At 74.4% G+C, this 13005-nt stretch carries 14 protein-coding genes and 1 riboswitch; of the genes, 4 read left to right on the top strand and 10 right to left on the bottom strand.

Going from position 1 to position 13005, the window contains the following annotated elements; all coding sequences use genetic code 11:
* Positions 1-7: 7 nt before the first annotated feature.
* Positions 8-535, bottom strand: coding sequence for a mycothiol transferase (locus EDD34_RS05275; protein ID WP_123813633.1), 528 nt, complete (start codon positions 533-535; stop codon positions 8-10).
* 197 nt (positions 536-732) lie between these two features.
* Positions 733-882, top strand: a riboswitch (cyclic di-AMP (ydaO/yuaA leader).
* Here EDD34_RS05275 and EDD34_RS05270 point away from each other — a divergent pair.
* Both EDD34_RS05270 and EDD34_RS05265 read left to right on the top strand, forming a co-directional pair.
* On the top strand, positions 880-1725 hold the full coding sequence (locus EDD34_RS05270; RefSeq protein WP_123813632.1) for a C40 family peptidase: 846 nt from the start codon (positions 880-882) through the stop codon (positions 1723-1725). Its footprint overlaps the riboswitch before it by 3 nt.
* Positions 1726-1805: 80 nt before the next feature.
* Positions 1806-2816, top strand: coding sequence for an NAD(P)-dependent oxidoreductase (locus EDD34_RS05265; RefSeq protein ID WP_123813631.1), 1011 nt, complete (start codon positions 1806-1808; stop codon positions 2814-2816).
* On the opposite strand, the gene mutM is transcribed toward EDD34_RS05265, so the two are convergent.
* The 9 genes from mutM to EDD34_RS05220 form a co-directional block, all read right to left on the bottom strand.
* On the bottom strand, positions 2761-3753 hold the full coding sequence (gene mutM / locus EDD34_RS05260; protein ID WP_123813630.1) for a bifunctional DNA-formamidopyrimidine glycosylase/DNA-(apurinic or apyrimidinic site) lyase: 993 nt from the start codon (positions 3751-3753) through the stop codon (positions 2761-2763). The two genes, EDD34_RS05265 and mutM, sit on opposite strands and share 56 nt — an antisense overlap.
* Entirely contained in the window at positions 3746-4597 is an 852-nt protein-coding gene (rnc, locus tag EDD34_RS05255; RefSeq protein WP_123813629.1) for a ribonuclease III, read from the bottom strand. Before rnc ends, mutM begins: the two co-directional genes overlap by 8 nt.
* Positions 4597-4791, bottom strand: a complete 195-nt coding sequence (rpmF, locus tag EDD34_RS05250) for a 50S ribosomal protein L32 (protein WP_123813628.1) — start codon at positions 4789-4791, stop codon at positions 4597-4599. Before rpmF ends, rnc begins: the two co-directional genes overlap by 1 nt.
* A gap of 2 nt (positions 4792-4793) precedes the next feature.
* Positions 4794-5348: a YceD family protein gene (locus EDD34_RS05245; RefSeq protein ID WP_246012200.1), complete on the bottom strand. Its 555-nt coding sequence runs from the start codon at positions 5346-5348 to the stop codon at positions 4794-4796.
* 145 nt (positions 5349-5493) lie between these two features.
* Complete coding sequence (coaD, locus tag EDD34_RS05240) at positions 5494-5976, bottom strand: pantetheine-phosphate adenylyltransferase (protein WP_123813627.1); 483 nt, start codon at positions 5974-5976, stop codon at positions 5494-5496.
* Between the two features lie 10 nt (positions 5977-5986).
* Entirely contained in the window at positions 5987-6634 is a 648-nt protein-coding gene (gene rsmD, locus EDD34_RS05235) for a 16S rRNA (guanine(966)-N(2))-methyltransferase RsmD (protein WP_123816337.1), read from the bottom strand.
* A complete protein-coding gene (locus EDD34_RS05230) occupies positions 6631-7629 on the bottom strand; it encodes an endonuclease/exonuclease/phosphatase family protein (RefSeq protein WP_211341498.1) in 999 nt (332 codons plus the stop codon). Before EDD34_RS05230 ends, rsmD begins: the two co-directional genes overlap by 4 nt.
* A gap of 35 nt (positions 7630-7664) precedes the next feature.
* Positions 7665-9947, bottom strand: a complete 2283-nt coding sequence (locus EDD34_RS05225) for an ATP-dependent DNA helicase RecG (protein ID WP_123813626.1) — start codon at positions 9945-9947, stop codon at positions 7665-7667.
* Positions 9944-11563, bottom strand: coding sequence for a DAK2 domain-containing protein (locus tag EDD34_RS05220; RefSeq protein WP_246012198.1), 1620 nt, complete (start codon positions 11561-11563; stop codon positions 9944-9946). The genes EDD34_RS05225 and EDD34_RS05220 overlap by 4 nt, the downstream gene beginning before the upstream one ends.
* A gap of 372 nt (positions 11564-11935) precedes the next feature.
* Between EDD34_RS05220 and rpmB the strand changes: the two genes are divergently transcribed.
* Complete coding sequence (rpmB, locus tag EDD34_RS05215; protein WP_123813624.1) at positions 11936-12133, top strand: 50S ribosomal protein L28; 198 nt, start codon at positions 11936-11938, stop codon at positions 12131-12133.
* Between the two features lie 316 nt (positions 12134-12449).
* On the top strand, positions 12450-12962 hold the full coding sequence (locus EDD34_RS05210; protein WP_123813623.1) for a GNAT family N-acetyltransferase: 513 nt from the start codon (positions 12450-12452) through the stop codon (positions 12960-12962).
* Positions 12963-13005: the final 43 nt, after the last annotated feature.

The raw sequence follows: 13005 nt of genomic DNA, 5'->3' as shown, positions 1-13005 counted from the left end.
CGCCACCTCACTCCCCCGTCATGCCGTCGATCTGCTCGCGGGCCGCGTCGAGGTGGCCCGCGTGGCGGGCGTACTCCTGGAGCACGTGGAATCCGATCCACAGGAGCGTGGGCGGCGTCTCGTCCGGGGTGAAGCGGCCGCCGGTCGCGCCGCGCTCCGCGAGGTCGTGGCTGGACAGGATCTCCCTGGTCCGAGCGCCGCCGTCGTGCAGCCGCCGCAGCCAGTCGCCGACGTCGGCGTCACCCTCCGGGACGCACCAGGGCCCGTGCGGGTCCCCGCCGGTGTGGTCCCTCCACGGGTCGGGCACGTCCTGAGCCAGAAACCCCCACAGAAACCACCGCTTTTCCATGTGCACCAGATGCACGAGCAGCTCCAGCGGCGACCATCCGGACGCCAGCGGGCGTTCGCCGAGCCGTTCGGGCCCCAGACCTCGAACCTTGCGCTCGACCGCGCCTCGGTAGTAGTCCAGGTACGCGACCAGGTGCTCGGCGGGGTCAGGCGAATCCACCCGCGGTTCGACATCGGAAAGCGGCATGTCGCCACGATAGGAGATCACGCCAGTGAGCGACGTTTTCAAGGCTTGACCTGCGATGACACCCTCTTTCCGAAGGGTCGGACATACGGGTGAAAACCTTCGCGTAACCGATTCGTGACATCGGGCGCGATCGTCTGTACTGTCATCCCCGAGCCGCGGACCCAGACCGCGGCCCCGGATCCGGCCGCCGAGCCCCGCCACCGGATCTGCCCAGCGAAAACACGGCGGGGACGGGGGAACCACGTAGGACGGGCCGCGGCCCTTGGGGTGAAGCCTCCTTCGGGAGGCCGGGTGATCTCCCCATCCGAACCCGACAGCTCACCTCGCAGGCGTCGGAGGAGAAAGTGACGACGATCACGCCCGAAACCAGCCGCTCGTCCCGTCGCGGCCGTCACCGCGCCGAGCGCCCCACCATCACCCCTCTGACCGGCGTGGGTGAGGCCGCCGCCAGGACCGGCGCCATCGCCGCCGTCACGGGCGGCATGCTCGCCTCGGTCTTCTCCTCGAACGCGGGCGCCGCGCCCGCCGCCGAGGGCACCAAGCAGACCGTCGACTACGGCAAGGCGGGAACCGGCGTGCTCGCCGACGAGCTCGTCGACCAGGTGCAGGTCTCCCGGCAGGCCGAGACCGTCGTCGAGGCCAGCACCATCAAGGTCACGCCGTACGCGGAGACCGCCGCGGGCAAGGCCGAGGCGAAGCGCCTCGCCGAGGAGAAGCGCCAGGCGGAGCTGGAGGCCCAGCGGCAGGCGGAGCTCGAGGCCCAGCGCCAGGCCGAGGCGGAGGCCGAGGCCGCCGCGGCGGAGGCTGCGGCGGCGGAGGCCGCGACCACCGTGTCCACCACCTCGACCGGTTCGAGCATCGGCCAGCAGGCCGTGAACCTCGCGATGGAGCTCGTCGGCACGCCGTACGTGCTCGGCGGGTCCACCCCGGCGGAGGGCCTGGACTGCTCCGGCCTGATCACCTACGTGTACGGCCAGCTGGGCGTCACCGACCTGCCCCGCACGTCGAGCGACCTGCGCTACGCCGGCACCGTCGTCTCGGACCCGCAGCCCGGCGACATCGTGTGGACCTCGGGTCACGTCTCGCTCTACGCGGGCAACGGCATGATCGTCGAGGCCGTGCAGCCGGGTACGCCGCTGCGCTACACCACGATGTGGCAGTCCGACCCGACGTTCGTCCGGGTCGTCTGAGCACACCGGACGGTCACCTACGTGTCGTCACGGCGACAGAGCGCCGGTGACCGTCCGGAACCAGGGGTTACAGTCCCCGCGTGAAGATTCTCCTGCCCGACGTCGCGTTCGATCTCGGGTTCCGCACGTTCCTGGACGACGACCTCCGGCGAGGTCTGGACGACGACGCCGTCGTCACCTACGCCATGCAGGAGCCCGTCCCCGCCGCGCACGCCGACGCCGACGTCCTGGTCACCTGGGCGAACCCGCCCGCCCTCGTCGCCGACGCCGCGCGCCGGCTCCCCCGGCTGCGCTGGGTCCAGACCCTGTCGGCCGGCCCGGACGTGGCTCTCGCCGCCGGCTTCGGTGACGACGTCACCATCTCCTCGGGGCGGTCCCTCCACGACGAGACCGTCGCCGAGCACACCCTCATGCTGATCCTCGCCTCCGTGCGGCGGCTACCGGAGGCCCTCGCCGCCCAGCGTGAGCACCGCTGGGCGGGCGAGATGGCCGCCGCCCAGGCCGATCCCGGCACCGACGCGCACTGGACCCTGTCCGGGGCGCACGTCGTGCTGTGGGGCTTCGGGTCGATCGCGGAGCGTCTCGCGCCGCTGCTGGCCGCCCTCGGCGCACGGGTGACGGGTGTCGCGGGTACCGCGGGTGCCCGCGCCGGGTTCGACGTCGTCGGCCCGGACGGGCTCGGCGACCTCCTGCCCGGCACCGACGTCCTGGTCTCCCTGCTGCCGGCCGTACCGGGCACGCGGCACGCGCTCGACGCCGGAGTCCTCGCGAAGCTCCCCGCGCACGCCCGCTTCGTCAACGCGGGGCGCGGGTCGACCGTCGACGAGGCCGCACTGCTCGACGCCCTCCGGTCCGGCCGCCTCGCCGGGGCCGCGCTCGACGTCATGGAGACCGAGCCGCTGCCCGCCGACTCCCCGCTGTGGGACTGCCCGAACCTGGTCCTCACGCCGCACGTGGCCGGCGGGCGGCCGCGGGGCGCCGCCAGGTTCCTGGCGGACCAGGTCACGGCGTGGGTGCGCGACGGCGCCGCCGGGCTCAGGAACGTGGTGCGCGCTGGCAGCGGGGGCAGAAGTACGACGAGCGGTTCATGAACTGCTCCCGCCGGATCTCCGCCCCGCAGCGGCGGCAGGGCTCGCCCTCGCGCCCGTACACGTTCAGCGACCGTTCGAAGTAGCCCGACTCGCCGTTGACGTTCACGTACAGCGCGTCGAACGAGGTGCCGCCCCGCACGAGCGCCTCGCTCATCACCTCCGCGGCGGCGTCCAGCACGCGCAGCACGTCGGCCTGCCGCATCCGCTCGGCCAGGCGGCGGCCGTGCACGCCGGCGCGCCACAGCGCCTCGTCGGCGTAGATGTTGCCCACCCCGGAGACCACGGTCTGGTCGAGCAGCACCCGCTTGATCTGCGTCCGGCGACGGCGCACGTGCCGCGCGATCTCCTCGCGGTCCGCGTGCGGATCGAGCAGGTCCCGGGCGATGTGCGCCACGGGCCCCGGCAGGAGGGGCAGCTCGCTGCCCAGCCCGGCGGGCAGCCCCGAGGCGTCCGGCACCAGGTCCTGCACGCTCAGATGGCCGAACGTGCGCTGGTCGACGAAGTCGAGGTAGTGCCCGGCCGTGCCGAGGGTGGCGGGCGCGCCCTCCAGATGCAGGCGCACACGCAGGTGCGGGTGCCGCCAGTCGTCGGCACTCGCGCCACCGCGGACCAGGAGCTGGCCGGACATGCCGAGGTGGGCGAGGAGCGCCTCGTCCGGAGCCGCGGCGCGGCCTGGCGACGGTATGGCGGGATCGTCCGACGGCGTGGCGGGCGCGCCCGGGACGTCGTCGTCCGTCAGCGGCAGCCAGAGGAACTTGCCGCGGCGGACCGCGGCGGCCAGACGCCGGCCCGCGAGGCGCCCGGCGAAGTCGAGCGGGCCGGCCTCGTGACGTCGCACGCTGTAGTCCCGGAACACCTCCACGCGCCGCACCACGGCGCCGACGACGAGACGGTCGAGACCGTCCCGGACGGTCTCGACCTCGGGCAGCTCAGGCACTCGGCACGTGCCGCACGGCGTCGGCCGGCCCGCTCCCGGGCCGGCGCCTCGCTGCCCGGCGCCCGGCCTCCACGGCCTCGGGTGACGGGTCGCCCACGGGCGGCTGCGCGTCCTCGGGCGCGGTGGCCTTCGCCGGCGGGAAGGCGGCGATCAGTGCCTTGTACGCCTCCTCGGCGGCCTCCTGCTCCGCGTGCTTCTTCGCCGACCCGGAGCCCTGGCCGTAGGCGACGCCGTCGATCACCACCTCGGAGTGGAAGATCCGGGCGTGCTCGGGGCCCTCGAAGGTCGCCAGGTAATCCGGAGCGCCGAGCCCGCGCTCGGCGGCCGCCTCCTGGAGCGACGTCTTCCAGTCCAGACCCGCGCCGAGGCCGGCGGCGACGTCGAGCTGCTCGTCCACCAGGCGGTGCACCAGGTCCCGGGACACCTCCAGGCCGTGCGACACGTAGGTGGCGCCGATCAGCGCCTCGACCGTGTCCGACAGGATCGAGTCCTTGTCGAAACCGCGCGTGCGGATCTCGCCCTTGCCCAGGAGGACGAAGCGCCCCAGGCCGAGCGTCCGCGCGATCTTCGCCAGGGACCGCTGCGACACGGTCGCGGCACGCATCCGAGCGAGGTCACCCTCGTTGGTGTCCGGGTGGCGCCGGTAGAGCGCCTCGGTCACCACGAGCCCGAGGACCGTGTCGCCCAGGAACTCCAGGCGCTCGTTCGTCGGGATGCCACCCGCCTCGTGAGCGAACGAGCGATGCGTCAGGGCGAGCACGAGAAGCTCGGGGTCGAGAACGACCCCGAGCTTCTCCAGCAGCTCGCCCGGCTCCGAGGGGGTCGGAGCGCCGCGGCGGGCCATCAGCCCGCGTTGACGGTCTTCAGGGCGTCGCGGTAGGTACGGCCCTTGTACGCGCCGCACGTGGGGCACGCGGTGTGCTGCAGCTTGTCAGCCTGGCACGACGGGCAGGTCGTGAGGGTCGCCGCGGTGGTCTTCCACTGCGAACGACGCGCACGGGTGTTGCTGCGCGACATCTTGCGCTTCGGAACAGCCACGGTCAGCTCTCTTTCGTCTCGTCGGACACGCTCGTGGATTCGAGCATGCTCTGCAGCGCCGACCAGCGAGGGTCGACCTGATCATGATGGTGGCCGGGGTCGTCGGCCAGGCGTGCACCACATTCGGAGCACAGGCCCGGGCAGTCCGGACGACACAGCGGTTGAAATGGTAGTGCAGTGACCACCGAATCTCGCAATGCGGGCTCGATGTCGGCGAGATCTTTCTCCAGGACGGACTCCTCGTCCTCGATCTCGTCGTCACCGGCCGCGGCCTCCGCCTCGGCCCGCTCGGGGTAGGCGAAGAGCTCCTGGAGCGGGGCATCGACGTCGACCCTGACCTCGTCGAGGCAGCGGGCGCACTCGCCGACCGCCTCGCCACGGATCGACCCGGAGATCAGCACGCCCTCCATGACGGCCTCGAGCCGCAGGTCGAGCTCCAGGCCGGCGCCCTCGGGGACGGCGATCACGGGGGTACCCACGGCAGACGGCACCTGCACCGTGGCGCTGTGCGTGCGCATGGTGCCGGGACGCCGGGACAGCTCGTGCGTGTCGAGCACGAGCGGCGAGCGCGGGTCGAGTGTGATGGCAGACTCCGAGAAGGACGGGTTCGAACGCGGGATGGTGGCCCAACAGGACCAGCCTGCAATCTTACGGCATGTGCCCGGGTCGTGTCGGCCCCGGGCAGGTGTGATCCGACACGCCTCAGCCGACGGCCGCGCGGACCGCTTCCGCGACCCCGTCCGGCACGAGGTCGTCGATCTCACCGCCGTTCCGGGCGATGTCCTTCACCAGCGACGACGCGACGTGGGCATACACCTGGTCGGCCACGACGAACACCGTCTCGACGCCCGACAGGTGCCGGTTCATCAGCGCCATCGGCAACTCCGCGTCGAAGTCGGCGCCCCCGCGCAGGCCCTTCACCACCGCGGTCGCGCCCACCTCGCGGCAGAAGTCGACGAGCAGGCCGTCGGCGATGCCGACCTCGACGTCGGCGGTGGCCGGGTCGCTCGCGACCGCCGCGCGGGCCAGCGACGCACGGGTCTCCAGGTCCAGGAGGCCGGACTTGCCGGGGTTCTTCGCCACGGCGACGACCACGTGGTCGAACAGGCTCCGGGCGCGGCGCACCACGTCGAGATGGCCGAGAGTGATCGGGTCGAAGGACCCCGGGCATACAGCGATGGTCATGCCGATCACCTTAGGAGATCGCGCGGTCGGGTGCGGCCGGCTCCGCGTAGTGCACCATCGTCTCGCCGTAGGACTTCCGGCCGAACGCGGCCAGCCCCTCCGGCCAGGACGGCTCGGGGCTCCTGGCCGACCGCTCGACGACGATGACCGCTCCGGACGCCAGCACGCCCGGTGCGGCCAGATCCCGCAGCACACCGGCGAGACCGTCGTCGGACAGGTCGTAGGGCGGGTCGAGGAAGACCAGGTCGAGGGCGGCGCCGGACACCGGCGGGGCGGCCGCGAGCGCCGCCGTGTACCGCTCGACGGGACCGGTGACGATCTGGACGTGCGCGGCGAGGCCGAGCGTGGCGACGTTCCTGCGTGCGGCGGCGACGGCGGCGCGCGCGGAGTCCACGAGGGTCACGTGGCGCGCGCCGCGACTGGCGGCCTCGAGGCCGAGGGCGCCGGACCCGGAGTAGAGGTCGAGCACGCGGGTGCCGTCGAGCACGTCGAGGTGGTCGAGGCGGGAGAAGATCGCCTCGCGCACGCGGTCGCTGGTGGGCCTGGTCCCCTTCGGCGGCGCGACGAGCGTCCGCCCGCCCAGCCTCCCCGCGACGATCCTCACGGGCCAGAGTTTACGGTGGCCCGGCGGGTGCGGTCGGACCGGCCGCTGCGTCAGGACCAGGGGAGGTCCACGGCCGCCGCCACGGGGAGGTGGTCGCTGCCGGTGCGGTCGAGCGTGCGCAGCTCGGTGACCGCGGCGCCGCGGGCGAGCACGTGGTCGATCGGCACCATCGGGAACGCCGCCGGGAACGTGAGACCGAACCCGTGCCGGGGTTCGGTCACCAGTGCGGTCACCGGGGCGAGTGCGGGGTCGTCGAGGGTGGCGTTCAGGTCGCCGGCGACGATCACGGCGTCGGAGTCGTCGGCGGCCAGGGCTTCGGCGAGCAGCTCGATGCTCTGGTTCCGGGCGGCGACGTCGAGCCCGGCGGGGGCGAGTCTGGTGGACGGCAGGTGCACGGCGTACACCGTGACGCCGGGGGCGCCCTCGCCGGGCAGCACGGTGACCCGCATGCCCCGGTTCCAGCCCGGCCCGGCGCCGTCCGGCCGCAGGTCCACCTTCTCGGCGTCGCGCAGGGGCAGGGCGGACCACACGCCCACCGTCCCGCGGACCTCCCGGTGGGGCAGCGCGTCGCCGAACGCGCGCGTGTACTGGTCGACGAGCGGGGGCGTGACCTCCTCCAGGACGACGACGTCGGGGCCGGCGTCGAGCAGGACCCGCACCGTTCCGGAGATGTCCCGGTTCTCGTCGCTGACGTTGTGCTGGACGACGGTCAGGTCGTCCCGGGGGACGGGTTCCTCCGACAGGCGCGGCCAGAAGATCCAGGCCCAGGCGGCGGCGGGCAGGAGGAAGGCCAGTGTCGCGGTCGCCGACCGGCGCAGGAGCCCGAGCAGGAGCAGCAGCACGGCGGGTACGGCCAGCCACGGCAGGCCGGTGGCCACGAGGCTCGCGAGTCCGGAGGCGGACGGGAGCAGTTCGTGGAACAGGAGCGCGGCGGCCAGGAGCACCTGGAGCACCGCCGTCGCGATACCGCGCGACCAGACGGTGCCGCGCCGGCGCGGCTCACGAAGGTGCCGTCTCCGGCCCGGGCGGGCGTGCTGTTGGTCGCTCACGGGCGCGGACTCTACTCGGGTCGGTTCCGCCCGGGCTACGCCCGTTCGAGGAACTCCTCCTGCTCGGCGTCGAGCTGCTCGGCGATGGCGTCGGCGAGCTCGGGGGCGTAGTGCAGGTCCGGGTCGGCGGTGACGACGCCGATCGCCTCGGTGCGGGCCTGCTCGATGAGCTTCGCGTCCTTGACCACGCGCAGCAGCCGCAGGGAGCTCGATCGTCCGGACTGGGCGGCGCCGAGCACGTCTCCCTCGTTGCGCAGCTCCAGGTCGGTGTTCGCGAGCTCGAAGCCGTCCGTGGTGCGCACCATCGCCTCCAGGCGCGTGCCCGCGGTGCCGCCGGGGGGCGCGTCCGAGACGAGCAGGCACAGGCCGGGCGCGGTGCCGCGCCCGACGCGACCGCGCAGCTGGTGCAGCTGGGACAGGCCGAACCTGTCGGCGTCGAGGATCACCATGACCGTCGCCTCCGGCACGTCGACGCCGACCTCGACCACGGTGGTGGACACGAGCACCGGCGTGTCGCCCGACGCGAACCGCGCCATGGCGTCGTCCTTGTCGGCGGGCGGCAGCTGTCCGTGCAGCATGCCGATCTCGACGCCCGCGAGCTGCTCCCGCCCGCGCAGTTCGTCGGCCACCTCCAGCACGGCCCGCAGCGGCGCGGCGGCGGGCGCCTCACCGGGATCGAGGAGGGCACCGGCGTCGCCGTCCGGCGCGGGAGCGGCCGCCGGGAGGGTCTCCATCCCGTCCTCGCCGCCCCCGCCGTCGTCGTCGGGGCGGATCCGCGGGCACACGACGTAGGCGCGGCCGCCGCGGTCGATCTCCTCGCGCACCCGGGCCCACGTCCGGTCCATCCACCGCTCGTTGCCCGCCGGGACGACGTGCGTGGTGACCCCCGCGCGCCCCGCGGGGACCTCGGTGAGGGATGAGGTCGCCAGGTCCCCGAACACGGTCATCGCGACCGTCCGCGGGATGGGGGTGGCCGTCATGACCAGGAGGTGCGGGGCGGCGCTCGCCTTGTCCCGCAGGCGGTCGCGCTGCTCCACGCCGAACCGGTGCTGCTCGTCCACGACGACCAGCCCGAGGTCGGCGAACTGCACGTGCTCGGACAGCAGCGCGTGCGTGCCCACGACGATCCCCGCCTCGCCGCTCGCGGCGGCGAGCAGCGCTTCCTTCTTCGCCTTGGCTCCCAGGGAGCCGGTCAGCAGCGCGACCCGGGTGGCGTTGTCCGTGCCGCCCAGCATCCCGCCCTCGGCGAGCGGTCCGAGCAGGGCGCGCAGCGTGCGGGCGTGCTGGGCGGCGAGGACCTCGGTGGGCGCGAGCAGGGCGGCCTGGCCGCCGGCGTCGACGACCTGGAGCATGGCGCGCAGCGCGACCACCGTCTTGCCGGACCCGACCTCGCCCTGGAGCAGGCGCTGCATCGGCCGTGCGCCGGCGAGCTCGGCGCTGATCTCGGCGCCCACGTCGCGCTGCCCGGAGGTCAGGTCGAACGGCAGCCGGGCGTCGAGGTCGGCGAGCAGGCTCGTGCGGCCTGTGCCGGCGCCGGCGAGCGGGCGCGGCGTCGCGGGCCGTCCCGTGGCCCGCGCACGCCGCTTGGCGAGCGCGGCCTGCAGCACGAACGCCTCCTCGAACCGCAGCCGGTGCTGTCCCGCACGGACATCGGCCATGCTGTCGGGGCGGTGCACCTTGCGCAGGGCGGCGAGCCGCTCGGGGAGCCCGGCCCGCGCGCGCACCTCCAGCGGTACGGGGTCGGGCACGTCGGCGTCGGTCAGGGTGTCCAGGACGGTGCGCACGGCCTTCGCGATCTTCCAGCTCGGCACGTTCGCCACGGCCGGGTAGATCGGGATGGGGCGGGCGGCCTCGGCGAGCATGTCCTCGTCCGACTCCAGGTCGTCCTCGCCCATCATCATGAACGCGGGGTGCGTGAGCTGCCGCTCCCCGCGGTAGAGCCCGACCGTGCCGGTGAACAGTCCCGTGCTGCCCGGGACGAGCCGCTGCTCGTGCGCGTACAGGGAACCGCGGTGCTTGCCGAAGAACGTCAGGGACAGGTGGTGCCTGCCGTCGGTGATGACGGCCTCCAGGAGTGCGCCGCGGCGGTTGCGCATGGACCGGACCGTGGCCTGGACCACCCGCGCCATGACGGTGACGTGCTCGCCCGCCCGCAGCATGCTGATGTCGGTGAGGCGGCCCGGGTCGTCGTAGCGGCGCGGGTAGTGGCCGATCAGGTCGCCGACCGTCTCCAGGCCGAGCTTGGACAGCGGGTTCTTGCCGCGAGCCTGGCCGAGCGCGCGTGACAGCGGCTCGTCCAGCCGGGCCCGCGGGGTCACACGCCCTCCCGGAGCACCTGGCGGCCGGCCTGCTGGGTCCCGGCGCCGGCCCGCGGCACCGCCTCGACGCCCAGGTGCACCGTCCGGCCGGGGCGCCCCGTCGGCAGGGCGACCAGCTCCGCGGCGGGTGCCGTCCGGGCGAGCTCCTCCGCGAGCTCGCCGGCCACCGGGGCGGCGTCGTCGTCCAGGAGGGCCGTGACCACGTCGGGCGGCCCGGCCGACCCCACCAGCCCCGCGAGCGCCGTGACGGCGTCGGAGGCCGCGACGGGCCCGGACACGCGCAGGCCGGCCAACGCCGAGCGGGCCGCGTCCTGCGGCGTGGTGGTGCCGGGTGCGGTGCCGAGGGCCGCGACCGCCACGACGACGTGCACGTCGGTCGGTGCGTCCAGCGCGACGATCTCGTCGAGGTCGCCGCCGTTCCGTCCGGAGCCGGGGCCGCCGCCGTCCGGCCCGGTCCCGGGGTGGTCGCCGAGCACGAGGGCCCGGCGGGCGCCGGTGGACGCGGCGGCGCGCTGCACGTCGTCCGGGGTGACCGCGTCGACCGTGGCGCCGAACCCGCCCGTGAGCAGCACCACCGCGCCCGCGTGTGCGAGGTCCGCGGCGAGCGCGGGCGCCTCGGTGAGGGCGACGACGCCCCACTCGTGCGGTTCGGCCGCTTCGAGGTGCCGTACGTGCACCTGGGCCAGGGAGCCGGTGCCGGTGATCCCGGCGGCGACGGCGAGGGCCTCGGGCAGCCGGTCGGTGTGGACGTGCGCCTGCCAGACCGCGGTGTCCGACCCGGTGTCACCGCCGACCACGACCACGGAGTCGCCGACCTCCTCGAGCCGGGTCCGGAGGCGGGGCGCGACGTGCGCGGCTCCCGCGGCGCCGCGGGTGAGGACGAACATGAGCTCGAGACCGCCCAGGCCCGTCGGGGCGGGGGCGTGCGAGACGGCGGGTTCCGGCGCCACGAAGGGCGCGGCGCCGCGCTGCTGGACGATCAGGTCGAGGCTCACGGGTTCCATCGTGCCCGGACTGTCAGACACCGCCGCGGCGACGAGCGCGCCCAGCACGAGGACCAGGCCGCACGCCCCCGCGTCGAGCACGCCGGCCGCGGCGAGGACCGGGTGCTCGGTCATGCTGGTCCGGGCCGCCTCGCGCGCGGCGCCGACGGCGGCGCGGGCGACGGCGCCCGGCCCTCCCCCGGCGTCCTCGGCCGCGCGGCCGGCGGTCGCGGCGGCGTCGGCGGTGGTGAGGATGGTCCCGTCGGCGGGGCTGGCGACGGCCGCCCGGGCGGAGCGCGCGGCCTCCTCCAGGATCGTGGCGGGCGTGGTGCCCCGGCGGGCCTCGATCGCGGTGCCGCGCAGCCACTCGGAGAGGATGACGCCGGAGTTGCCGCGCGCTCCGAGCAGCGCGGCGCGCGCGGCGGCGGTGAGCAGGTCGACGCCGGTGGCGTCGTCGGGCGCCCCGCGCACCGCGCGCTCACCCTCGCGGAGCGTGAGGTACATGTTGGTGCCGGTGTCGGCATCGGCCACCGGGAAGACGTTGACCCGGTCCAGGGCCGCCCGTTCGCGCCGCAGCGCGTCCGTCGCGCCACGGACCCACCTGCGCACGAGACCCGCGTCGATCTCCGTCACCCCTGCCCCCCGTCGGTCAGATCCGCTGCGCTCATCCACCGTCTCCTCACGTGCCGCTCGGGACCGGGCTCGGTTCCCGGCCGCCCGGACCCACGCTGCACGCCTCGCCGACGGCGCCCCCGGTCGGCATCCACCGTACCGGCGTACGCGCCCGTGGTGCGGAGCCACGGCGGCCGGGATGTGACGCATCCCCCGCGCGGCCCGCCGGTACGGTTTGAGCGCCCAAGTACGGATCGGGTATGCTCTCGTGGTTGTCCGACGGCGATCCGCGGGTCCGGAGTACCGGATCAGTGGCCGGAGGGCAAACCCTCAAACGACCACTCACCACGTCCTGCTCGTGTGCACGGACGTGCACGACACTCAGGAGACTCCGTGGCTGCCAACTGCGACGTCTGCGGCAAGGGCCCGGGCTTCGGGCACAACGTCTCGCACTCCCACGTGCGGACCAAGCGCCGCTGGAACCCGAACATCCAGCGCGTGCGCGCCGTGGTGAACGGCGCCCCGAAGCGCGTCAACGCCTGCACCTCGTGCCTCAAGGCCGGCAAGGTGCAGCGCCGCGCCTCGGCCTGACGCCCAGCATCCGTTCCGGCGACGCCCGCCCGTGGTTCCGACCGCGGGCGGGCGTCGTCGTGCCTGCCGTCATGGTCGGCGGCTGCCTACCGCCGCGGTTCGGGCGGCCACCCGCGACCTCCGGGGCCCGTCCCCGATCGCCGGCTGCCACGATCACAGCCGCCGCGGCCACCCGATCCCGCCCGCCCTCGGAGACAATGCTCGTGCCGCGGAGTCCTGAATCCGCATAGGCTTTGCCTGGACGCCGCACACCGCTCCCGGCTTGTCTGCACGGCGCCTGTTGCACGCACGATCCCGACGGTGAAAAGGTGAGGTCATGGCGGCTCAGCTCGACGAGGTCTCCATCCGCCCCGCGAGGGCCGAGGACGCCGACGACATCGCACGCGTCGATATCGCGTCGTGGCGTGGCGCGTACTCGGAGATCCTCCCGGGCTCCTACCTGTCCTCCCTCGACGCGGAGGAGCGTGCCGCCCTGTGGCGGGACGCGGTGGCCGCCGAGCGGACCCGCATCCTGGTCGCGGAGACCCGCGGAGGCACGGTCGGGTTCACGAGCGTGGGCCCGTCGCGTGACGAGGACGCCGAGGACGGTGACCTCGAGATCTACGCGATCTACCTCCACCCGCGCGCGTGGGGCAGCGGTGTGGCCCGGGACCTGATGCGCCGGGCGCTCCAGCACGTCCCCGACGGCGCGTCGGTGACACTCTGGATCCTCGAGGAGAACGACCGCGCCCGGCACTTCTACCGCCGCCACGGGTTCGCCCCCGACGGCACCGAACGCATCGACGAGATCGGCGGCAAGCCGCTGACCCAGCTGCGCTACCGGCGCTGACCGCGCCGCCGGACGCGCCGCCGCGGCCGGCCGGGCGGAGGCG

Source organism: Myceligenerans xiligouense, assembly GCF_003814695.1.
In the GTDB taxonomy this organism is placed as follows: Bacteria; Actinomycetota; Actinomycetes; order Actinomycetales; family Cellulomonadaceae; genus Myceligenerans; species Myceligenerans xiligouense.
This window is presented reverse-complemented; position numbering and strand designations above follow the sequence as displayed.